The sequence below is a fragment of the Glycomyces buryatensis genome (genome assembly GCF_004912275.1).
GTDB classification, from domain to species: Bacteria; Actinomycetota; Actinomycetes; order Mycobacteriales; family Micromonosporaceae; genus Glycomyces; species Glycomyces buryatensis.
Window position 1 is genome coordinate 19,480 of the sequence record NZ_STGY01000055.1, and the last position, 20,205, is coordinate 39,684.

Genomic DNA, 20,205 nt, shown 5'->3' on the forward strand with positions numbered 1-20,205 from the left:
CCGGTGCTGGGACAGCGACCCGGGGCCGAAGCCCCCAGCCGCTGTTCGCGTTACGCGTCGCGCTTCTTGAACAAAGTCCAGGCGGCGGCCATGATGATCGCCGCGAAGAGCGCGAACACCGCGCCGCCTTCCCAGCGGCTGAGCATGTCGCCGCCGAGGTCCTCGGCGTCGGACAGGTCGAGGATCATCAACCGGCTTCCCGCGTTGAAGGGCAGGAACTTAACCGCGGGCTCCAGCCAGTCCAGTGCGGGGATAAATGCGAGCCCCGCAATCGCGGTCTCGAGGATCAGGGGCATCAGGAAGATCACGACCAGCGCCGAGGGCACGCCGCGGAACAGCAGGCCCAGGCCCTGGCCGACGAGCATGTAGATCAGCACGTACAGCACGTAGCCGATGAGCGACGGCAGCAGCGGGTCCTCGAACAGGCCCTGGATCTCGCCCCAGAACGCGAGCATCACGGCCGCATTGAGCACCAGCGACAGCACCGTCACCGCTACCGTGACGCCGGACATGACGAGGATCTTCGCCGCGATCAGTCGCGAGCGCTGCGGCAGCGACGTGAGCGTCGGCTGGATCGTGCCGTGCCGGTACTCGTGACCGGTCGAGAAGATCCCGATGATCCCCATGAAGACGGCCAGGAAAGGGAGGCCGAACATGGCGCCACCATTGAGCAGCACCGCGGTGAAGAACGTGTCCAGCGTCTGGTCGCCGGCCGCGATCCCGGTGATCAGCGGGATCGCCAGAGCGCAGAGCAGGCCGATGCCGATGAGCCAGTAAGTCGAGCGCAGCGTCCAAAGCCGCGTCCATTCGTATCGGAGTGCGTCAAGCATTGTCGGTTCCGTCCTGAGCGGGCTGGGCAGCCTGGGCGGCCGGTGCGGCCGGTGCGGCCGTCTTCTCGGGGTCGATCGCGACGAACTCCTCAGAGGAGCCGGTGGCGGACATGAACGCGTCTTCGAGCGAAGCCGAGTGCTCGGACAGCTCGCGCAGTTCGATGCCTTCGTTGAAGGCCAGGTGGCCGACCAGGTCGATCTTGAGGTCGGCGACGATCAGCTCGCCTTTGGCCCCGGTGGTGACGGTGGCGCCCTCGCGTTCCAGCACCGGGGTGAAGGCCTCGGCGGCGGGGCTGCGGACGATCACGGTGGTCTGGGTGAACTCGCGGACGAACGTGTCGACGTCGCCGTTGAAGATCATGTTGCCCTTGCCGATGACGACCAGTTCGTCGGCCATGAGCTGCATTTCTGACAGCAGGTGGCTGGAGACGAAGATGGTGCGCCCCTCGTAGGCCAGTCGCTTGAGGATGTCCCTCATCCAGTGGATGCCGTGGGGGTCGAGGCCGTTGGTGGGTTCGTCGAGCAGCAGGATCCCCGGGTCGCCGAGGAGCGCCTGGGCCAGGCCGAGGCGCTGGGCCATGCCGAGGGAGTAGCCCTTGGGCTTCTTGCGCTTGACGGTGGCGAGCCCGACGTACTCCATGACCTCGTCGATGCGGGAGGTCGGGATGCGGTTGGCGGAGGCGAGCATCCGCAGGTGGTTGCGGGCCGAGCGGGTGGGGTGGAAGGGCTTGGCCTCCAGCAGGGTGCCGACGTCGTTCATCGGACGCCGGATGTCACCGAATTTCGTGCCGTCGAAGAGGGTTTCGCCGCCGCCGTGGTCGAGTCCGAGCATCAGTCGCATGGTGGTGGACTTGCCCGAGCCGTTGGGCCCGAGGAAGCCGGTGACGACGCCGGGGCGTACGTCGAACGAGAGTTCGTTGACCGCAACGGTTTTCTTGTACCGCTTGTGCAGTCCTCTGGCGGTGATCATGGGGCTCCTTGTCTGCGCGGAGGGCGTACCGCGTGATTTGAGCCTAGTGGCCGCTTTGGTCCCGCGCATGACACCGGAGTCGGATTCGGCCTCGTACCGAGGTCGTATACGGGCGGCGGAGCACGGCCGTTTCGCGGCCCGTCGCGCACCGCCGGCCGTCGTCGGCGGCATCACCGATTCTCGCGAATGCCCCGGTCAGGTGCCCGATCCCAGGAGCCGGTCGAGGTGGTCGGCGGCGGCGCGCCGCAGCCGTTCAGTGCCGAGTTCGGATGCGACCGCGCCGAGGTGTTCGGCGGCGAGGGGCGCCAGCAGTGCGTGCGCCCCGGCGTCCGGGTCGACCCAGCCGAGCTCGCCCAGCAGGATCGCGGTGTGGCGGTGCCAGAAGCGGTAGGAGCCGATCCGGTACCGCGCCCCCGGCGAGGAGGTCTCCGACATGCGCAGCAGGTCCAGGTGGCCGAGCGCGTAGTCCAGGTAGGCCTCCGAGAAGGCCCGCAGCCGCGCCGCGGTGTCCGTGCCGGGTCCCGGTGGCGCCGCGTCCGTGCCGGGCCCCAGTGGCGCCTCGCCGCTCAGGATGCGGCCCTGGAGCTCGCGTTCGCGCTCGTCGAGCAGGGCGACGGCCAGCCCCGCCTTGTCGCCGAAGCGGCGGAACGGCGTCCCCTTGCCGACCCCGGCCGCGGCGGCGATCGCGTCCATCGACACGGCGTCGACGCCGTGCGCGGCGAACAGGCGCGAGGCGGCCGCGAGGATCGCCGAGCGATTGCGGGCGGCATCCGCGCGTTCCACCGGTGGTGACGAGCGCAACAGCGATAGATCTTCATAAACGGACTGCGGTCCGTTATGTTTGGAACTCACAACCGGACCATAGTCCGAATCTCGAAGGAGTGCAAATGGTCAACCTCATCTCCCGCGACGAACTCGCCGGAGCACTCGACAAGGTCACCCTCGTGGACGCCCTCGGCGCCGAATACCACGCCAAGCGCCACCTCCCCGGCGCCGTCCCGCTCGCCCCCGGCGAGGTCGACGCGCGCGCCGCCGAGGTCCTGCCCGACAAGGACGCACGGATCGTCACCTACTGCTCCAACGAGGCCTGCCCCAACTCCGGGCAGGTCGCCGAGCGCCTGATCCGCCTCGGCTACAGCGACGTTCGCAAGTACAAGGAGGGCATCGAGGACTGGGCCGACGCCGGCCTGCCCCTCGAATAGCCCCCCGTCACGCGACACGCGGCCGCGCCCGCCGGGAGCGAAGACCCGGTGGGCGCTGCCGTTAAACTTGCCTTGTGAGCCTGCGCCTGTACGACACCGGTACCCGTTCCGTCCGCGACTTCCAGCCTCGGAAGACCGACGAGGTCGGCGTGTACCTGTGCGGCCTCACCGTGCAGGGGCCGCCGCACATCGGGCACCTGCGTTCCGGGGTCTCCTACGACCTGCTCATCCGGTGGCTGCGCCGCTCCGGTTACAACGTCAACTACGTCCGCAATGTCACCGACATCGACGACAAGATCCTGGTGCGCGGCGCCGAGCAGGGCCGGCCCTGGTGGGCCATCGCCTACGAGAACGAGCGCAAGCTCGCCGAGGGCTACGACGCGCTCAATGTCGAGGCCCCCACCTACGAGCCGCGCGCCACCGGCCACATCACCCAGATGATCGACCTCATCCAGTCGCTCCTCGAACGCGGCCACGCCTACGCCACCGAGGCCGGCGACGTCTGGTTCTCGGTGTCCTCCTGGCCCGACTACGGCGAGCTCTCCCACCGCCGCCCCGAGGACATGCTCTCCGGCGCCGAGCCCGGCAATAAGCGCGACTCGCGCGACTTCGGACTCTGGAAGGCCCACAAGCCGGGCGAACCGCTCGATGCCGCCTGGACCTCCCCGTGGGGCCCGGGCCGCCCCGGCTGGCACATCGAGTGCTCCGCGATGGCCCGCCGCTACCTCGGCGACGCCTTCGACATCCACGGCGGGGGCACCGACATCATGTTCCCCCACCACGAGAACGAGCTCGCCCAGTCCCGCGGCGCCGGCCTCGACTTCGCCAAGTACTGGGTGCACAACGGGATGCTCAACCTCGCCGGCACCAAGATGAGCAAGTCCCTGGGCAATACCCTCAGCGTCTCGGCCCTCGGCGAGAAGGGCTTCTCGCCCGCCGCGATCCGCTACTACCTGACCAGCGTCCACTACCGCTCGGCCGTCGACTTCTCCGAGGACGCCCTCGGCGAGGCCCAGTCCGCGTGGGAGCGCCTGTCGAACTTCGTGCGCCGCGCCGCCGAGGCCCTCGGGCTCGAATCGACCATCGGCGGCATGATGTGCGCCGATTTCGTGAACGCGATGGACGACGACTTGAACACACCGGCCGCCGTCGCCGCCATCCACGACATGGCCCGCGAGGGCAATGCCGCGCTCGACGCCGGGGACGACACCGCCGCGACCAACATCGCCGGCGGGGTGCGAGCTATGCTCGATCAGCTCGGCCTCGACCCATTCGATGCCCATTGGGACGATCCGAGCGACGCGAAGCTGACCGGTGCCGTCGACGCCCTGGTCCAGATCGCGCTCGAACAGCGTGCAGAGGCGCGCGCACGCAAGGACTACGCGGCGGCCGATCGCATCCGTGACGAGCTGACGCAAGCGGGCGTCACCGTCAAGGACACCCCTCGTGGTCCTGTATGGACCGTAGATTAGTTCCGGGGGAACACTCAGATGAGCACCAAGGGCGGACATCCGAACCGTCGCAAGACCGCCAAGGCCGGCCCGAGCAAGGGCTCCGGCGGCGGCAAGAAGGGCCTGGCCGGCAAGGGCCGCACCCTCAAGGCGGAGGACCGCCCCTGGCACAAGTCCTACACCGGCGACGACAAGCCCCGCAAGACCAAGTGGAAGCAGGACAAGGAGCGCGCCAAGGCCGCCGCCGAGGGCCGCACCACCAATATCGGCAAGACCAAGCCCGCCGCGCGCACCCGCCGCGACGAGGGCCCGGAGATGCTCCTGGGCCGCAACCCCGTCCTGGAGGCCCTGCGCGCCAAGGTCCCCGCCACCGCGCTGTACGTGGCCTTCGGCACCGAGATCGACGACCGCGTCGCCGAGTCCGTGCGCCTGGCCAACAACCGCGACCTCCCCGTCAAGGAACTGGCCCGCCGCGACCTCGACCGCCGCACCAACAACGCCCTCCACCAGGGCATCGGCCTCGAAGTCGAACCGTTCCAGTACGGCGACGTCGACCAGCTCGTCGCGAACGCCAAGGCCAGCGGCACCGCGCCGCTCCTGGTCGCCCTCGACGGCGTCACCGACCCGCGCAACCTCGGCGCGATCATCCGCTCCACCGCCGCCTTCGGCGGCCACGGACTGGTCATCCCGTCCAAGCGCGCCGCGTCCGTCACGGCCGTCGCCTGGCGGGCCTCCGCCGGCGCCGCCGCGCGCCTCCCGATCGCCAAGGTCGTCAACCTCACCCGCACCATCAAGGAACTCCAGCAGCAGGGCTTCATGACCGTCGCGCTCGACGCGGGCGGCGACGCCGACGTGTTCGACCTGCCGGTCGCCACCGACCCGCTGCTCATCGTCGTCGGCGACGAAGGCAAGGGCGTCTCCCGCCTGGTCGCCGAGACCTGCGACTACCGGGTGGGCATCCCGATCGCCAGCGAGGTCGAATCGCTCAACGCCTCCGTCGCGGCCTCGATCGCCCTCGCCGAGGTACAGCGCCAGCGCAGGTAGACGAGCGGTCGCCGAGCAGGCGGACCTCCCCGATCGGCGATCCCTCGACCAGGCCCGTCGGGACGGACCTGACCGGCCGACCGTAATCTGTTGTTCAAGCACCCGCCGTCTCGTCCCCCGGAGCTGCAAAACCCATGCCGGCCGAATACCTCCTCAGCGTTGACCTCGGTACCTCCCACACGGTCGCGATGGTGGTGTGGCCCGACGGCCGCACCCGCCCGCTGCTGTTCGACGGGTCGCCGGTCATGCCCTCGGCGGTGTTCCTCGACCAGGCCGGCACCATCCACACCGGACGCGACGCCGAACGGCTCGGCCCGACCGCCCCCGAGCGGTTCGAACCCAACCCGAAGCAGCGCATCGGCAACGGCACGATCCTGCTGGGAGACCGGGAGGTCGACGTCCGCGACGCGTTCGCCGCGATCCTGGGCCGGGTCGCCTCCCAGTGCAGCGAGGCGGCCGGGGGACTGCCGCGCACGGTGATCCTGACGTGCCCGGCCGCGTGGGGCGAGCAGCGCCGGGGCACCCTCCAGGACGCCGCGGCGCGGGCGGGCTACCCGCCGGTCCAGCTCATCACCGAGCCGGTCGCCGCCGCCCACTACTACACCTCGCGCCTGGAACACCCGCTCAATCCGGGCGAGGCCATCGCGGTCTTCGACTTCGGCGGCGGCACCCTCGACATCGCCGTGGTCGAACGCGAGGCGGACGGCTCCTTCGCGGTCCTCGCCGACGGCGGACTCCCCGACCTCGGCGGCCTCGACTTCGACGCGGCCCTGGTCGCCCACATCGGAGCGCAGGTCTCCCAGCGCGAACCCGACGTGTGGAAGCGGCTCGAAACCCCCACCACCGCCGGCGAACAGCGCGACCGCAGGACACTGTGGAACGACATTCGCGGCGCCAAGGAGATGCTCTCGCGCTCCTCGGTCGCCCCGGTGACCGTGCCCGGCCTCGAACAGGCCCTCCACCTCACCCGCGGCGAACTCGACCAGCTCTCGGCGCCCCTGCTCGGGCGCGCCGTCGGCGAGACCCAGCGCGTCCTGTCGCTCACCGGCCGCGACGCGTCCGGGCTCGGCGGGCTCTTCCTGGTCGGCGGCTCCAGCCGGATGCCGCTGGTGTCCAAGGTCCTCCACGAACAGCTCGGCATCGCCCCGACCGCGCTCGAACAGCCCGAACTGCCGGTCAGCGAGGGCGCCGCCCTGTCCCTGGCCGCCCCCGCCCCGGTCACGCCGCCGGTCATGAGCCCGCAGGCGCCGCCCGGGTTCAGCCCGGCCGGGAACCTGCCGCCGCAGACGCCGGCCTCCGACGAGACCATGCAGCTGCGCATGCCCGGCGCGCAGCAGCCGAAGCGGAAGCAGAAGCGCGCCAAGTGGATCGCGCTCGCCGCGGGCATCGCGGTACTGGCCGTCGCCGCGCCGCTGGCCTGGAACTACTTCGCCGACCCGTTCCGGGAGCGGCCGTTCGACGATTTGACCGCCGTGGGCGATCTCGTCCCCTACGCGGTCGACGAGGCGCCCGAGGCGCTGATGGAGGTCCGCACGTGGGAGGACCGGACCCTCTTCGCCTACGCCGCCGACCCCGACGAGGACATGCACCTCCTCGCGGTCGACAACACCACCGGCGAGACCCTCTGGGACGAGGAGGTGGTGATCGGCGGCGGTGGATGGGGATCGACGATCTTCGCCGCCGCGGACCTGCTGACGGTCCGCCAGGAGGTCCCCGAGTCCACCGAATCCTCGTACGAGGACTACCTGTTCCACTTCCTCGACTGGGAGACCGGCGAGGAGATCGGTACCGCCACCACGGACGGCGGCAACTCCATGCGCTACGGCGACCATGTCGTCTCCGCTTGGGACGGAGCGAACGAGGCCACCGTGTTCAACGCCTCCGGGAAGGTCGCCCAACGGATCGAGTTCGGCGACGCCGAGGAGGGCGTCGACCTCCACGACTGGGGGCTGGTCCGCTCCAGCGAGGACCTGGAGCACCCCTCGACCCCCGTGCTCGGCAACGGTCGGATGTGGGTCCTCACCTCCGACGACGTGGTGCACGTCTACGACCTCCAAACCGGCAAGGAGATCGCCTCCAATGCGGTCGAGTCCATTTCCGACACCTACTTCGCCTACGACGACACCATGTACGTGACCATTGAGGACAGCACCGGTTACAAGATCCGCGCCTACGACATCGAGTCCGGTCTGCGCTCGGTGGGCGAGGACTACGTCCGCGCCGAGGTCACGCCCCAGTTCATGCGCTCATGCGGCGTGGGCCGGGTGTGCGTGCAGGAGCAGGATGCGGACCAGTACATCACCTACCGAGTCTTCGACGTCGAAGAGGGCGCGATCGTGAAGGACTTCGACGAGTACGAGTCCGGCTATGACCGCATCGAACCGGTCGGCGAGAACCTCATGGTCACCTACTACGAGGGGCGCGAGGAGCGCCGCACCCAGGTCTACGATCGCGACTTCGAGACCATCGGCGACGTGCACAGCGAGGTGTTCAGCGCGATCGACGGCGGCACCGCGCTCGAATACCCAGACTGGGACGGCTACGGCCTGAACCAGGGGCCGGTCGTCGGGCTCGGCGGCCGGACCGGCGAGCGGACCCTGATCAGCGACGCCCTGGAGACCTACGGCTGCAGCGGATCCGATACGACGCTGGCCTGCTTCCAGGAGGAAGGCATGCAGATCTTCCGCTTCCGCGACGCGTAGGCGAACCGGGCCGGATGAACACTCGCCGATCGGCGACCGCCCATCTGGCTCGTCAGTTCAGTCCCAGTCGGCGAAGACGCCTTCCTTCCGCAGCCCCTCGAACCGCTCCCGCAGCGCCTCCAGGAAGTCCCCGTCGACGTCCGACCCCCGCAGCCCTTCGCCCACAAAGACATCGGCGAAGAACGGCACCAGCAGCGCCTGCCCCTTCGGCAGCGCCTTCCCCAAGCCATGCGTGTAGATCGGCACGACCGGCACGTCAGGGTGCCGCGCGGCCAGCTTCGCCACGCCGCCCCTGAACTGCGCCAACTGCTCCGGCTCCCCCCGCGAACCCTCGGGGAAGAAGATCAGGATCTCCCCGCGCTCCAAAGCCTCACCGCAGGCCGCGAGCGGATCGCCGCCATCCTCCGAGCGCTGGCGCTCGATCGGCAGGACCCCGATGATCTGCAACGAGAACCAGGTCATGAAGCGGTTCCGCAGGAAGTAGTCGGCGGCGGCCACCGGCCGCACCCGGCCCCGCCGCGTCCCCATCAGACTCATCAGGACCATCGTGTCGAGATGACTGTTGTGGTTGGCGGCCAACACGGCCGGTCCCTCGGTCGGCAGCCGCTCCCGATTCCGCACGTTCAAACCCAGGACCAATAGGATCACCGTCCGCACGATCACGGTGAAGAACACCCAGCGCAGTACCCGGTTCACAACAGCCCCAAAGCGGTCGGCGAATAGTGCAGGAAATACAGGTAGTGGAAGAACAGCGGCGCCGTGTAGATCAGGCTGTCGACCCGGTCGAGCATGCCGCCATGCCCCGGCAGCAGGCTCCCGGTGTCCTTGACGCCGAGATCCCGCTTCAGCGCCGAGATCGTCACGTCACCGGCGAACCCGCCGATGCCGATCAAGAGACCCGCGCCCAGCGACTCCAAGTGGCTCATAGGGGTCAGCCACGGACCCAGCACCCACGCGAGCACCAGCGTCGTCACCACCCCGCCGATCAGACCCTCGACGGTCTTGCCCGGACTGACCTGAGGCACCACCTTGTGCCGGCCGAGCGTCTTCCCCCAGACGTACTGGCCGACATCGTTGAACTGCGTCAGGAACACCAGGAACAGCACCAGACCCGGCCCGCCCGCACCCGGATTCAACTCCCCGGGCAGCACCAGCAGATAGGCGACGTGGCTGATACCGAACACCATCGCCATCAGGCCCCACTGAGTCGTGCCGACCGCCCGCAGAAAGTGGTTCGTCTCCCCGCCCAGCACCATGCGGAACGGCAGCAGCAGGAACACGTACACCGGGATGAAGATGATGAAGATCCCGTACCACTCCAGCCCGATGATCGCGTACTGCGCCGGGATCGTCAGGTAGGCCAGGAAGATCACCGAACGGTCGACCCGCCGGGTCGGGATCAGCGAGAAGTACTCCTTGAGCGCCAGGAACGACACCAGCGCGAAGAAGACCAGCGAAACGACCTCGTTGACGACAATCGCGACGGTGAACACCGCGGCCATCACCCACCAGGACCGCACCCGCTGCACCAGCTCCGTATGCGTCGCCTCGGGAAGCCTCCTGCGCAGCAACGCGATCAGGACCGTGGCGGTGACGAGGATGCCCGCCACCCCGGCCAGCGCGATGAGCGCGGCCGATTCGACTCCGAGGATCATGCACCGGCCTCCATCTCGCGCAAGGCCTTGCGGGCGCGGTTCGCGATCGTGACGACCAGCGCCAGCGCCACCAGCGCCAGCAGCACGTTCAGCCACATCCCGCCGGGACCTCCGAGGCCGAGCCACAGTCCGAGCGCGCCGAACACCAGCGCCCGGTCGCTCTTGCCCATCGGCCCGTCGTAGCGACGCGACGCCCCGACCTGAATGCCCAGGACGCCGGTCATTTCGGCGATGACGGCGAGGACGACGACCATGACCACCAGGCGAGGATCGAGTCCGGTGACGAACGCCAGCGGCAGGTAGAGGGCGGCGTCGGAGACGACGTCGCCGAGTTCGTTGAGGATCGCGCCGAGCCGGGAGCGCTGGCCGTGGTCGCGGGCGAGCATCCCGTCGACGGCGTTGAGCGCCATGCGCAGGAGCAGGAACGCGGGCAGGGCGAGCAGCGGCCAGGCTTCGTTCGGCCAGATGGCGATGGCGGCGCCGAGTCCGATCGAGAGGACGGCGGCGGCCACGGTCACGGCGTTGGCGGTGACTCCGGCGGAGGCGAGGCGGGCGACGCCGGGTCTGAGCAGTCGTTGGAAGGCGGGTTTGAGTTGGTAGACCGATGGCATCGAGGGGCCCTTCTGTTCGAGGAATGGAGGGACGTTGTCGGTGGGTGGGCGGGGTTCAGCGGCCGGTCCAGGCGCGACGGGCGTGGAGGATCCACCAGACGAGCTGGCCGATGATGCCGAGCACGGGAATGCCGAGGAAGAGGAGCGCGAACAACTGGTCGGAGGTCAGGACGGTCTGATCGCCGAAGTAGGGGGTCTCGGTCCACAGGACCTGCTTGTACAGGGCCACGAGGAGCACGCAGGCCAGCGCGGCGGCGCCGTACCCGATCCGCCGGTCCTTCCGCATGACCGCCGCGGCGATGAACGCCGCGGCCGCGACGAGGTAGGAGGCCAGGTAGTACCAGGTCACCTCCGAGTTGGAGCCGTCCTTGGACATTGCGGTGTTGAATGCCACGAGCCACAGCACGAGGAAGCCGAGGACCAGCAGCAGCGGTTCGGCCGTGTAGATGTCGGCCCGTGGCCGGGTTGTGCGGGCGGCCCGCCACGACATGGCCACGAAGGCGATGGGGAGCAGTGCGAGCAGGAGGTATTTGGCGTAGTCGAGGACAGTGCCGGAGATGTCCCAGGTGAAGAGCCCGGCGAGCCAGGCGACGGCCGCGAGGCCCCAGTAGGCGGCGCGGGCCTCGACCCGTTTCGCGCGGAACGCGAACCACAGTGCGATGCCGACCGCCAGCGTGAAGAGGAGTGTCATGCAATAAGTGTCCCCACCGGTGGCAAGCCCCTTGGTCCCGTTTTCATGCCAAAACTGTAGGCATTCCACAACGAGCGGTGGCCGGACGCCACTCTGGGCCCCGAATTTTCTCCGTTTCCTCCAAACGGAACGCCGCCCCGCGCGATGCGGAGCGGTTCCGGTGCGTAGGGCCTGCCGCTGTGGCTCGGCTACAATCGTTCCGTCTCGCCGTCACATCGGCGCGGGCGTGCCGGCGTAGCTTTAATTGGTAGAGCAACGCACTTGTAATGCGTAGGTTGCGGGTTCGAGTCCTGTCGCCGGCTCCAAGTTCCCCTGAGATTTGACCAGACAGCCTCGGAAAAATCGTACCAACACGCTGGAAATGTTGGTACTGAGTGATTGTAAATCTTGGTATTCTATGCCAGTGACGAGGGAATATGTAGCACGCATCGCAGACCGGCTGATCGATGACCTCATGACCGACTTTCCGGCCGTGCTCATCGTCGGACCACGGGCCTGCGGCAAGACGACGACCGCGCGCCGCCATGCCCAGACCGTGATCCAGCTCGATCGCGAAGCGGAAGCAGCGGTCGTCCGAGCGGATCCCGAGGGCGCACTCGACGTGACTCGTCCTGTACTTCTGGACGAATGGCAGGTGGCGCCGGAGGTGCTCGGCGCGGTGAAACGATCGGTGGACACACGCCCGGGCCCCGGCGCATTCCTGATCACCGGCTCCGTTCGCTCTGACCTCCATGCCGAAGGATGGCCGCTGACGGGACGGGCGATCCGAGTCGAGATGCACGGACTCATTCAGAGGGAGATCGAAGGCGCGATCGATCTGGATCCGCTCTTCGACCGCCTGCACGCCGATCCGACAGGCGCCCTGCGGAATACAACGACCGACATGGCACTCAACGACTACCTGGACTTGGCAATCAGGGGCGGGTATCCGGATTCCGTTCTCGCTTCCACCGCGACAGCACGGCGGCGATGGCTCAGAGCCTATGTCGATCAGGTCGTGTCACGAGACGCCGAACTCATCGACAGCGGTCGCGACCCGCTCAAGCTCCGGCGCTATCTGTACGTCCTCTGCCTCAACACGGCAGGGGTCACCGCCGCGAAGACGCTCTACGAAACCGCGGGCATCAACAGCAGGACCGCCCAGGCATACGACCGCCTGATCGGGAACCTCCTACTCGCCGAGGAAGTACCGGCGTGGTGGACCAACCGACTCAAGCGCCTCACCAAGGCCCCCAAGCGGTACATCTCGGACCCCGGTATTGCCGCGGCCGTCCTTCAGATCGATCGCCAAGGACTTCGTCGTAGCGCCGACCTGCTCGGAAGAGTGCTCGACACCTTCGTGGCCAGCCAGCTTCGCGCCGAGGCCCGAGTGGGCGAGTCGGACCCTACGCTGTACCACCTGCGCACGGCCGACCAGCACCACGAAATCGATCTGCTCGCGGAGTATCCGGACGGCACCGTGTTCGCCTTCGAAATCAAATCGTCGGCAGCCGTTACTGCAAGGGACGCAAGGCACCTCGCCTGGCTACGCGACGAACTCGGCGATCGGTTCATCGGTGGAGCGGTACTCCACACGGGCCCACGCTCGTTCGCGCTCGGCGACCGCCTCATCGCCGCGCCCATAGCCGCATTGTGGTCACGACCTGCCGAGCGGCAAACCTGACCGCCTCAGCGGGCGGCCAGGCTCCCTTGCGGCTCAGCCCTTCACGGCGCCGACGATCACGCCCTTCTTGAAGTGCTTCTGCACGAACGGGTAGATGATCAGGGCCGGGATGATCGCGACCATCACGATCGCCATCTTGACCGCCAGCGTCGGCGGCGCCGTCTCGAGCCCGGAGGTCTGCGGCAGCGGCGCCGACTCGACCACGTACGTGCGCAATACGAGCGCGAGCGGCCATTTCGAGGTGCTGTCCATGAACAGGAACGCATTGAACCAGTTGTTCCAGTAGCCGACCGCGTAGAACAGGGTCACCACCGCGATCACGGCCTTGGACAGCGGGGCGACGATCTGCCACAGGATGCGGAACTCGCCGGCGCCGTCGATGCGGGCCGAGTCGAACAGCTCCTGCGGAATGTTCATGAAGAACGCCCGCAGCACCACGACATTGAAGGCGCTCACGGCCATTGGCAGGATCAGCGACAGGTAGTTGTCCCGCAGCCCCAGCCCGGAGATCCACAGGTAGACGGGGATGAGGCCGGGGAAGACGACGAACATCATCAGCACCGAGAACAGGATGGTCCGGTGGCCGAACGAGCCGGGCCGCGAGAGCGCGTAGGCCCCCAGGATCGACACGACGACGCTGATGAACGTCCCGACGACGGTGATGCCCAGGCTCACCCCGAGCGAGCGCAGCACCACCTTATTGCGGAACATCTGCTCGTAGGCCTCGAAGGTGATGCCGTCGCCGGGCCAGATGACCAGGCCGCCGACGCGGTTCACGGTCTCCGCCGAGGACAGGCTCGTCAGGGCGACCGCATAGAGCGGGAACAGGATCAGCAGGGCGATGACGACGATGGCGACGCCCTTGGACGCCTGACCGGCGGCCGTCGGCTTCTCGTCCCACACGGCCCGGCCGGTCGCGGTTTTCGGATTGCTCATGATCGCGAATACACTCCCCGCTCGCCCATCATATGTGCGGCCTTATTGGCCGCCAGGATCAGCACGAGGCCGACCACGCCCTTGAACAGGCCCGCGGCGGCGCCGTAGTCGAAGTCGCCCGTGCGGATGCCCGAGTAGTACACGAACGTGTCGAACACCTCCGACGCCTGCGAGCCGACCGCGCTGCGCTGCAAGAAGAACTGCTCGAACCCGACATTGAGCGCATCGCCCAGCCGCAGGATCAGCAGCAGCACGATCACAGGCCGGATCCCCGGCAGCGTGATGTGCCAGAGCCGGCGCCAGCGCCCGGCCCCGTCGACGGCGGCGGCCTCGTACAGGTTCGGGTCGATCGCCGCCAGAGCGGCCAGGAAGATGATCGCGCCGAACCCGGCGTCCTTCCAGATCGCCTGCGACGTAATGAGGAGGATGAACGTGTCGGGGTCGGTCATCCAGTTGATGCCGTCGAAGCCGGCCCGCCGCAGCAGCTGGCTGACGAGCCCGGCGCCGCCGAGCATCTGCTGGAAGATCGCGACGACCAGCACCCAGGAGAAGAAGTACGGCAGGTACACCACGCTCTGCAGCATCGACCGCAGCCGCCCCGACGTGATCGAGTGCAGCAGCAGCGCCAGCGCGATCGGCACCGGGAAGTAGAACACCAGCTGGAACGCGGTGATCGACAGCGTGTTCGTCATGGCCCGCAGGAACTCCGGGTCACCGAAGAGGTTCCCGAAGTGGGTGAAGCCGACGACGCGGGAGCCGAGGATGCCGCCGGTGAACGGCTTGTAGTCCTGGAACGCCACGACATTGCCCAGCGTGGGGATCCACCAGAATCCCCACACCAGGGCCATCATCGGCACGGCCATGAGCACCAGCGGCCAGTCGTTCCGCAGCCGTTTCTTCCAGTGCGCCTTGGGTTTCTTCGGCGCGGTCCGGTGGGTGGAGTCCCCGGTCTCGGCGACCGAGGACTCCACAGTGGTCGAAGTGGTCACAGGCGGTCGTTGTCCTCTGCGACCTTGGTGTAGTACTCGCGGGCGCTGTCGCCGACCTTGGTGCGCCAGTCGTCGACGAGTGTCGTCCAGTCCGCAACCTCGCGCTGGCCGCGGTAGATCTCGTGGTGGGCCTCGGTCATCGGCTCGTTCTCGGCCGACAGGTCGGAGGGCATCTCGACGCGCAGTCCCTGGAACGGGCTGTCGTCGAGGAACGGCGCGGCGTTGGTCTCCCAGGCGTGCAGGGCTTCGACCATGCCCGGATACTGGAACTTGTTGTTCGCGTTGGACCGGCCGGAGAGGAACATGTAGGTGGGCGCGACCTCGGTCTGGCCCAGTTCGGTGCGCTGGGGCACGCCCTCGTCGTCGATGGTGAAGTGGACGCCCTCGACGCCGTCCGACACCAGGTCCGCTTCGACGGTGCCGAAGGGGGTCGAGCACCAGTTGGCGACCCGCAGGCACTCCTTGATCCGCTCCTCGGAGAGGTCCTTCTTGATGAAGGTGAACATGCCGGCGGGGTCGTCGCGCCAGATGGTGGGCGTGCCGCCGGGCTCGGCGGCCATCGGGTTCATGACCTGGAGGTCGAAGCCGTCGACATTGCGGTAGGTCGCGAACATCTCGTGCCAGGCGCCGAGGCCGTCCTCGTAGAACACCGCCTGGCCCGAGCCGATGATCTCCTTCGCGTTGGTGAGGCGGTCGGCGACGTAGTCGGGGTGGACCAGGCCCTTGTCGAAGACCTGGCGGGTGAACTCGACGGCGGCGGCGAACTCCTCCGTCTCGAACTTGTGCACGAGCTTGCCGTCGTCGTTGCGCCACAGAGTGGGCACGCCCATCGCCTCTTGGATGGTCTGGTCGATGGAGGCGAAGGCCCAGCGGTTCTTCGAGGGGTCGTTGATCTCCTCGGCGATCGCCAGGAGCTCCTCGAGGTTGGTCGGGTGCTCCACGCTCAGTTCGTCCAGTATGTCCTGGCGGGCGAACATGGCGTTCGTGTACGGCGCCCGTTCCCAGGGGATGCCGAGGAGCTTGCCGCCGAAGACGCCCATTGCCCATGCGGCCGTGGGATAGGAGGCGAGGAGCGGATAGTCGGCGGCCTTGTCGCCGGCGAGGAAGGGGGAGAGGTCGGCGAACAGCTCGTTCGCGGCCTCGGTGAAGTCGGCGAGCTTGATGATCTCCCAGCCGGGGATCTGGAACATGTCGGGGACGTCGCCGCTGGCGAGGATCGTGGTGATCTTGTCGCCGTAGGTGTTGCCGTCGGCGATATTGAATTCGACGGTGCCGCCGAGGATCTCGTTGACCGCCTGGAAGTAGGAGTTGTCGGCGAGGCCGGGTGGGGTCGGGTTCCACAGCGGTGTGATGGCGGTGATGTCCTCGCCGGTGGTCATGGGCGCCTCGGTGATCACCTGGACCGGTTCGGCCGGGCGCGAGAGGTAGCCGGGGGTCACGGTGCCGTCGGGCTGGCCGGGGAGGTCGGGCTCGATGCCGCCCTCGTAGGGCGTGTACGTGGGGAGGAGGTCGGCGAGTTCGTCGGTGCCGGCGGCGGTTCCGTCGGGGCCCTCCTCCAGGTCGGAGCAGGCGCCGATGCCGACTGCGATGCCGGCGGCGGCCGTGGCGTGGAAGAGGTTCCTGCGGTTGAGGCCGAACGCGGTTCGACTGGATCGGTCGCCCATGTTGTGCGCCTTTCGATCGAGGTCTAAAAGAGGAGTAGGGGCTATTGCTTGGGATGGGCGCCGGTTCCCGTTTACTTAAGCAATACGTACCAACTAATATAACTTCATAGATGAGAGATGCGCAACACCTGTCCCACGGGTTTCTCGGGATAGGTGGTGAGAGGGTCGCTATTCATCCACAGTGGTCATTCTGTGACCGATTTCATCCGCCATTGCGGGGGTGCGGAGAGCAGCGGCCGTGCCGCCGGAGTGGTGCCACGCTCCAGTTGCCGATTGCCCGGAGAGCGACCCGTCGTCTTGGCGAGAGAGTGCCCAGTCTGTTAGGGCGGAGCGGAGATCAGTCGCCGTCGACGGTGACCGTGCCGCCGACGAGCCCGGCGGCGGCGCCGTCGGCCAGCGCGGCGGCCTCGCCTCGGGCGGCGTCGAGGGAGTCGCGCAGGTGCAGCAGCTTCGCGTAGGCCGCGCCCCTCCGGCGCTGCTCTTCGAGCGGGAGTCGCGGGACCTTGACCGACAGGAGTCGCCGTTTGGCGCCGGTGGCGGTCCGCTTGGTGGCCTTCGGGATCCGGGCGGCGACGACGGCCGCGAGCCAGGGCAGGTCGATCTGGTCCGAGGTAGCGGTGATGGTCCACTGCGACTCGGCCGCCGCCGAGGCGGGGCCGAGCCGGACGGCCGGGGAGCCGATCGGGTCGACGATGATGGCCGAGGACGCGTCGGCCGCCTTCGGCCCCGAGCCGCCGGCCGCACCCGGGACGACCGTGATGTGGCCGCCCGACGCCAGGTCGGCCAGGCTGACCTCCGGGGCCGTCTCGCCGGGACCGGATCCGAAGCGCGGCAATGAATCCCGTGCCGCGTCCAACTGCTCGGCGAGCCGTTCCAGCCCGCTCGCGAGGTCGCCGGCGCCCCCGGTCGCGGCGGCCAGGTACACCGCGGGCGAGATGTCCACGTCCTCGTCCCACAGGCTCATGAGCGGCACCGTCACCGAGTGCGCGGTCGCGATGGGCGAGTGCGGGTCGTCGGCGAGCGCCCGCCAGGTCTCGGCCACGTCGGAGCCGGTCGACACCAGCAGCTGGGTCGTCTCGCCGCGCGGCACCAGGACCCAGATGTGCGCCTTGGTGTCCGGGTGGTCGACCACGGCCCGCAGCGCGCCCCATCGCAGCAGTTCGGAGCGCAGGCGCCGTCCCGAACGCCGGTGGGCGACCTGCGCGGGCATCCGGACGACCGCGACGCCGCCGGGCGCCAGGAGCGCCAGGCAGTGCAGGGCCCAGGCCAGTTCGGGCTCGGTGCGCGGGGGCGTGCCGTAGGCCAGGCGCGGGTCGTCGCCGGCGGGGAGCCGTTCGTACCCGGAGTCCTTGACATTGAAGGGCGGGTCGCACACCACCAGGTCGTAGCGCCGCTCGGGCAAGGCCCCCAGCAGTGAGTCGCCGACGCGGATGTCGATGTCGGCCTCCGGATCGGCCAGCCGCAGCCGCTCGGTGGCGATCGCGGCGCGGGCGGCCGACAGCTCCTGTCCGCCGATGGCCGAACAGGGCCCGACGCGCCGGACGGTGGCGGCGAGCAGGTCCCCGTCGTCGCAGGCGGGATCGAAGACGGCCGGCTCGGAGCGCGCCGGGGCGCAGGCGGCCGCGACGTCGACCAGGGTGTGCAGTCCGGGCGCGGTGCCGGTTCCGGCGGCCTCGCGGGCGCGCTCCACGAAGAACTCGAACAGCTCGGCCGCGTCGGCGCTCTCGCTCAGTTCGCTCAGGAGCCCGGCCAGGTGCCGGTGCTCGGTGCGCTCGCCCGCGAGCGCGGAAGCGATGGCGCCCAAGGCGTCCCCGGCCGTGGGGTAGTCGACGGACAGGGAGAACCAGAGCCGGTCGGCGCCGGTGACGTGCAGGGCGCGGCCGTGCTCGGCGGCCCACTGCTCGATGTCGGCGAGTGCGAAGCGGGGGCGGCGGGAGGCCTCGTCGATGGGGGCGGGGAAGTCGGGTTCCCTACGGCGCCAATTGCTGACGGCATTGCGGCCGACCCCGGCCAGTCGGGCGAGGTCGGTCAGCGTGATGGTCTCGCCGGTCCTGGTGTGATCTGCGCTCATGCGGCTCCCCTGTTCGCGTTTGTCAGATCCTACCCACCCCCCGTGCGGACGCTTGACACAGCATTCTATGCTTGTGAAGTGAGTTCACGTGCAACAGTTCGTGACAAGTTCTACACGGAAGGTCAATCATGAAGCAGGAAATCGAGTTCCCGGTCATCGCCAAGCGCCTCCTCGCCGCCGCCGGCGCCGGACTCTTCGGCCTGGCCGCGCTGACCGCTTGCGACGCAGCCGCGTCGGATGGCTCGGGCGGCTCGACCGACTCTGGTGGCGACACCGCCGAAAAAGCGGCGGAGACCTGTGAGGTCGCCCCCGCCGAGGAAGGCGCGGGCACCGACTTCGAGGCCCCGCTGGCGACCTGCCAGGCCGCCAGCATTCCCGGCTGGGACGTCGCGGTCACCGCCGTCGAGCTCGACGCCACCGAGACCGTCCTGGACGCGAATACGTTCAATGAGGACGTCGCGGACGGCACGCAGTACCTCATGTACACCCTGACCGCGATCAACACCGGCGACGCGGCCGCCGACCCGTTCCTCGACCTGACGACCTCCGTCGACATCGGCGACCTGCGCTACGACGAGACGTGCGGCGTGCTGCCCAACGACATGGTCGACGTCGGCGAGATCGCCCCCGGCGATTCCTTCACCGCCAACGACTGCGACTTCATCGACTCCGAGGGTGCGGAGTCCGCCGTCCTCGCCGTTTCGTCCCTCATGGACATGGAATCGACCGAGGTCTACTTCAAGCTCGGCTAAACACCCGAAGACGGGAGGGCGCGGGTTCCTCGGCGGAACCCGCGCCCTTCTCTGCCAGATACATCCAGATGCCGTGACGTTCGCCATGTCTTCGACACGTTAAGCAAAGTGCGTTAATTCTTTCCCCAGTTCAGGGACCCGCGTTTTGGCCCCGCCACGCAATGCGATTGGTGTCGATCTCATAGGCTCCTGGCAGTTCTTCTCAACCGCGGCACCCATCACGCGGCCATTCAGAGATCCATCCCAAGAAAGCAGCCATGGAAAACGACATCAAGACCCCCCGTTCCTACAAGCGACTCCTCGCCCTCGCCGGTGCAGGCCTCCTCGGCGTGGCCGCGCTGAGCGGTTGCAACGCCCTCTCGGACGCCGTCGACGACGCCTCCTCGGAAGACCCCGACGCGGTCAACGAAGAGGCCTACGACGCGGCCGCCGACGTCGTCCCCGGTGACTGCCTCACCGTCGACTTCATGGGCGCCACGGAAGAAGAGTTCACCATCCCCTGCGACGACGAGGGCGCCTACTGGGAGATCACCGAGATCTCCGCCGACACCGGCGCCACCGCCACGGGCGGCACCCTCAGCGACAACCAGCCGCTGTTCGACCTGTGCGGTGAGGAGGTCGGCGCGATCACCCCGGGCAGCCCGGTCACCGACTGGAACATGGTCTACGACGAGACCACCGGCAACGTCGACTACCTCTACTGCACCCAGGCGATCGGCGGCATCGTCGCCGACGCGGGCGAGTGCTTCTCCAGCTCCGACTTCTACTCGACGGCCATCCCCTGCGACGACGCCGAGGCCGACACCGAGGTCGCCTCGGTGGTCTCCCTGGAGCTCGGCGAGTACAGCGAGGATGACCTGGCGACCGCCGCCGCCGACTGTACCTCCAGCGCCTCCTTCCCGACGACGGACCAGTTCGGCCGTTCCACGGGCGTCTTCTGCATCGAAAGCCTCATGTAATCCACTGGCGAGCAA

Annotated in this window: 18 protein-coding genes and 1 tRNA gene; 8 read left to right on the plus strand and 11 right to left on the minus strand. The window is 68.3% G+C overall.

All coding sequences use genetic code 11. The features are described from left to right. Nucleotides 1-50: 50 nt before the first annotated feature. The 3 genes from FAB82_RS14065 to FAB82_RS14075 form a co-directional block, all read right to left on the minus strand. Nucleotides 51-830, minus strand: coding sequence for an ABC transporter permease (locus tag FAB82_RS14065; protein WP_136535172.1), 780 nt, complete (start codon nt 828-830; stop codon nt 51-53). Next, nucleotides 823-1,800, minus strand: a complete 978-nt coding sequence (locus tag FAB82_RS14070; protein ID WP_136535173.1) for an ATP-binding cassette domain-containing protein — start codon at nt 1,798-1,800, stop codon at nt 823-825. Before FAB82_RS14070 ends, FAB82_RS14065 begins: the two co-directional genes overlap by 8 nt. 195 nt (nt 1,801-1,995) lie before the next feature. Beyond that, nucleotides 1,996-2,652, minus strand: a complete 657-nt coding sequence (locus FAB82_RS14075) for a TetR/AcrR family transcriptional regulator (protein WP_211116594.1) — start codon at nt 2,650-2,652, stop codon at nt 1,996-1,998. Between the two features lie 35 nt (nt 2,653-2,687). Between FAB82_RS14075 and FAB82_RS14080 the strand changes: the two genes are divergently transcribed. The 4 genes from FAB82_RS14080 (at nt 2,688) to FAB82_RS14095 (ending at nt 8,199) form a co-directional block, all read left to right on the plus strand. Next, a complete protein-coding gene (locus FAB82_RS14080; protein ID WP_136535174.1) occupies nt 2,688-3,002 on the plus strand; it encodes a rhodanese-like domain-containing protein in 315 nt (104 codons plus the stop codon). Nucleotides 3,003-3,076: 74 nt separating this feature from the next. Continuing rightward, entirely contained in the window at nt 3,077-4,474 is a 1,398-nt protein-coding gene (gene cysS / locus FAB82_RS14085) for a cysteine--tRNA ligase (RefSeq protein WP_136535175.1), read from the plus strand. A gap of 18 nt (nt 4,475-4,492) precedes the next feature. Next, nucleotides 4,493-5,497, plus strand: a complete 1,005-nt coding sequence (rlmB, locus tag FAB82_RS14090; RefSeq protein WP_136535176.1) for a 23S rRNA (guanosine(2251)-2'-O)-methyltransferase RlmB — start codon at nt 4,493-4,495, stop codon at nt 5,495-5,497. A gap of 134 nt (nt 5,498-5,631) precedes the next feature. Next, nucleotides 5,632-8,199 carry an Hsp70 family protein gene (locus FAB82_RS14095; protein ID WP_136535177.1) on the plus strand — a complete coding sequence of 856 codons (2,568 nt, stop codon included), beginning with the start codon at nt 5,632-5,634 and terminating at the stop codon, nt 8,197-8,199. 57 nt (nt 8,200-8,256) lie between these two features. Here FAB82_RS14095 and FAB82_RS14100 read toward each other — a convergent pair whose 3' ends face one another. Genes FAB82_RS14100 through FAB82_RS14115 form a run of 4 tightly spaced genes read right to left on the minus strand, consistent with a single transcriptional unit; the run spans nt 8,257 to nt 11,156 of the window. Then, a complete protein-coding gene (locus tag FAB82_RS14100) occupies nt 8,257-8,895 on the minus strand; it encodes a lysophospholipid acyltransferase family protein (protein ID WP_136535178.1) in 639 nt (212 codons plus the stop codon). Further along, the gene (locus FAB82_RS14105; RefSeq protein WP_136535179.1) at nt 8,892-9,854 is read right to left on the minus strand and encodes a phosphatidate cytidylyltransferase; all 963 of its coding nucleotides are present in this window, start codon (nt 9,852-9,854) and stop codon (nt 8,892-8,894) included. Before FAB82_RS14105 ends, FAB82_RS14100 begins: the two co-directional genes overlap by 4 nt. After that, complete coding sequence (locus FAB82_RS14110) at nt 9,851-10,465, minus strand: CDP-alcohol phosphatidyltransferase family protein (RefSeq protein WP_136535180.1); 615 nt, start codon at nt 10,463-10,465, stop codon at nt 9,851-9,853. The genes FAB82_RS14105 and FAB82_RS14110 overlap by 4 nt, the downstream gene beginning before the upstream one ends. Nucleotides 10,466-10,520: 55 nt before the next feature. Next, on the minus strand, nt 10,521-11,156 hold the full coding sequence (locus FAB82_RS14115; protein WP_136535181.1) for a hypothetical protein: 636 nt from the start codon (nt 11,154-11,156) through the stop codon (nt 10,521-10,523). Nucleotides 11,157-11,384: 228 nt separating this feature from the next. On the opposite strand from FAB82_RS14115, the gene FAB82_RS14120 reads away from it, so the two are divergent. Both FAB82_RS14120 and FAB82_RS14125 read left to right on the plus strand, forming a co-directional pair. Next, nucleotides 11,385-11,461: transfer RNA gene (locus FAB82_RS14120), tRNA-Thr, on the plus strand. Between the two features lie 98 nt (nt 11,462-11,559). Next, complete coding sequence (locus FAB82_RS14125; protein WP_211116595.1) at nt 11,560-12,819, plus strand: ATP-binding protein; 1,260 nt, start codon at nt 11,560-11,562, stop codon at nt 12,817-12,819. A gap of 33 nt (nt 12,820-12,852) precedes the next feature. On the opposite strand, the gene FAB82_RS14130 is transcribed toward FAB82_RS14125, so the two are convergent. The 4 genes from FAB82_RS14130 to FAB82_RS14145 form a co-directional block, all read right to left on the minus strand. Then, complete coding sequence (locus FAB82_RS14130) at nt 12,853-13,755, minus strand: carbohydrate ABC transporter permease (RefSeq protein WP_136535183.1); 903 nt, start codon at nt 13,753-13,755, stop codon at nt 12,853-12,855. Continuing rightward, complete coding sequence (locus FAB82_RS14135; protein ID WP_211116596.1) at nt 13,752-14,744, minus strand: ABC transporter permease; 993 nt, start codon at nt 14,742-14,744, stop codon at nt 13,752-13,754. Before FAB82_RS14135 ends, FAB82_RS14130 begins: the two co-directional genes overlap by 4 nt. Next, nucleotides 14,741-16,408: an extracellular solute-binding protein gene (locus tag FAB82_RS14140; protein ID WP_136535184.1), complete on the minus strand. Its 1,668-nt coding sequence runs from the start codon at nt 16,406-16,408 to the stop codon at nt 14,741-14,743. Before FAB82_RS14140 ends, FAB82_RS14135 begins: the two co-directional genes overlap by 4 nt. Before the next feature lie 337 nt (nt 16,409-16,745). Then, nucleotides 16,746-18,479 carry an N-6 DNA methylase gene (locus tag FAB82_RS14145; RefSeq protein WP_136535185.1) on the minus strand — a complete coding sequence of 578 codons (1,734 nt, stop codon included), beginning with the start codon at nt 18,477-18,479 and terminating at the stop codon, nt 16,746-16,748. A 128-nt stretch (nt 18,480-18,607) separates the two neighbouring features. Here FAB82_RS14145 and FAB82_RS14150 point away from each other — a divergent pair, with 128 nt between their 5' ends. Then, nucleotides 18,608-19,231 (plus strand): hypothetical protein, encoded by a 624-nt coding sequence (locus FAB82_RS14150; RefSeq protein ID WP_136535186.1) that lies wholly within the window; start codon nt 18,608-18,610, stop codon nt 19,229-19,231. A gap of 257 nt (nt 19,232-19,488) precedes the next feature. After that, entirely contained in the window at nt 19,489-20,190 is a 702-nt protein-coding gene (locus FAB82_RS14155) for a hypothetical protein (protein ID WP_136535187.1), read from the plus strand. Nucleotides 20,191-20,205 lie beyond the last annotated feature (15 nt).

Bases quoted from the DNA above. Each gene is read 5' to 3' on its own strand.
- FAB82_RS14065 (WP_136535172.1), bottom strand. From the start codon at position 830: ATGCTTGACGCACTCCGATACGAATGGACGCGGCTTTGGACGCTGCGC.
- FAB82_RS14070 (WP_136535173.1), bottom strand. From the start codon at position 1,800: ATGATCACCGCCAGAGGACTGCACAAGCGGTACAAGAAAACCGTTGCG.
- FAB82_RS14080 (WP_136535174.1), top strand. From the start codon at position 2,688: ATGGTCAACCTCATCTCCCGCGACGAACTCGCCGGAGCACTCGACAAG.
- rlmB (WP_136535176.1), top strand. From the start codon at position 4,493: ATGAGCACCAAGGGCGGACATCCGAACCGTCGCAAGACCGCCAAGGCC.
- FAB82_RS14095 (WP_136535177.1), top strand. From the start codon at position 5,632: ATGCCGGCCGAATACCTCCTCAGCGTTGACCTCGGTACCTCCCACACG.
- FAB82_RS14105 (WP_136535179.1), bottom strand. From the start codon at position 9,854: ATGATCCTCGGAGTCGAATCGGCCGCGCTCATCGCGCTGGCCGGGGTG.
- FAB82_RS14110 (WP_136535180.1), bottom strand. From the start codon at position 10,465: ATGCCATCGGTCTACCAACTCAAACCCGCCTTCCAACGACTGCTCAGA.
- FAB82_RS14115 (WP_136535181.1), bottom strand. From the start codon at position 11,156: ATGACACTCCTCTTCACGCTGGCGGTCGGCATCGCACTGTGGTTCGCG.
- FAB82_RS14130 (WP_136535183.1), bottom strand. From the start codon at position 13,755: ATGAGCAATCCGAAAACCGCGACCGGCCGGGCCGTGTGGGACGAGAAG.
- FAB82_RS14140 (WP_136535184.1), bottom strand. From the start codon at position 16,408: ATGGGCGACCGATCCAGTCGAACCGCGTTCGGCCTCAACCGCAGGAAC.
- FAB82_RS14145 (WP_136535185.1), bottom strand. From the start codon at position 18,479: ATGAGCGCAGATCACACCAGGACCGGCGAGACCATCACGCTGACCGAC.
- FAB82_RS14150 (WP_136535186.1), top strand. From the start codon at position 18,608: ATGAAGCAGGAAATCGAGTTCCCGGTCATCGCCAAGCGCCTCCTCGCC.
- FAB82_RS14155 (WP_136535187.1), top strand. From the start codon at position 19,489: ATGGAAAACGACATCAAGACCCCCCGTTCCTACAAGCGACTCCTCGCC.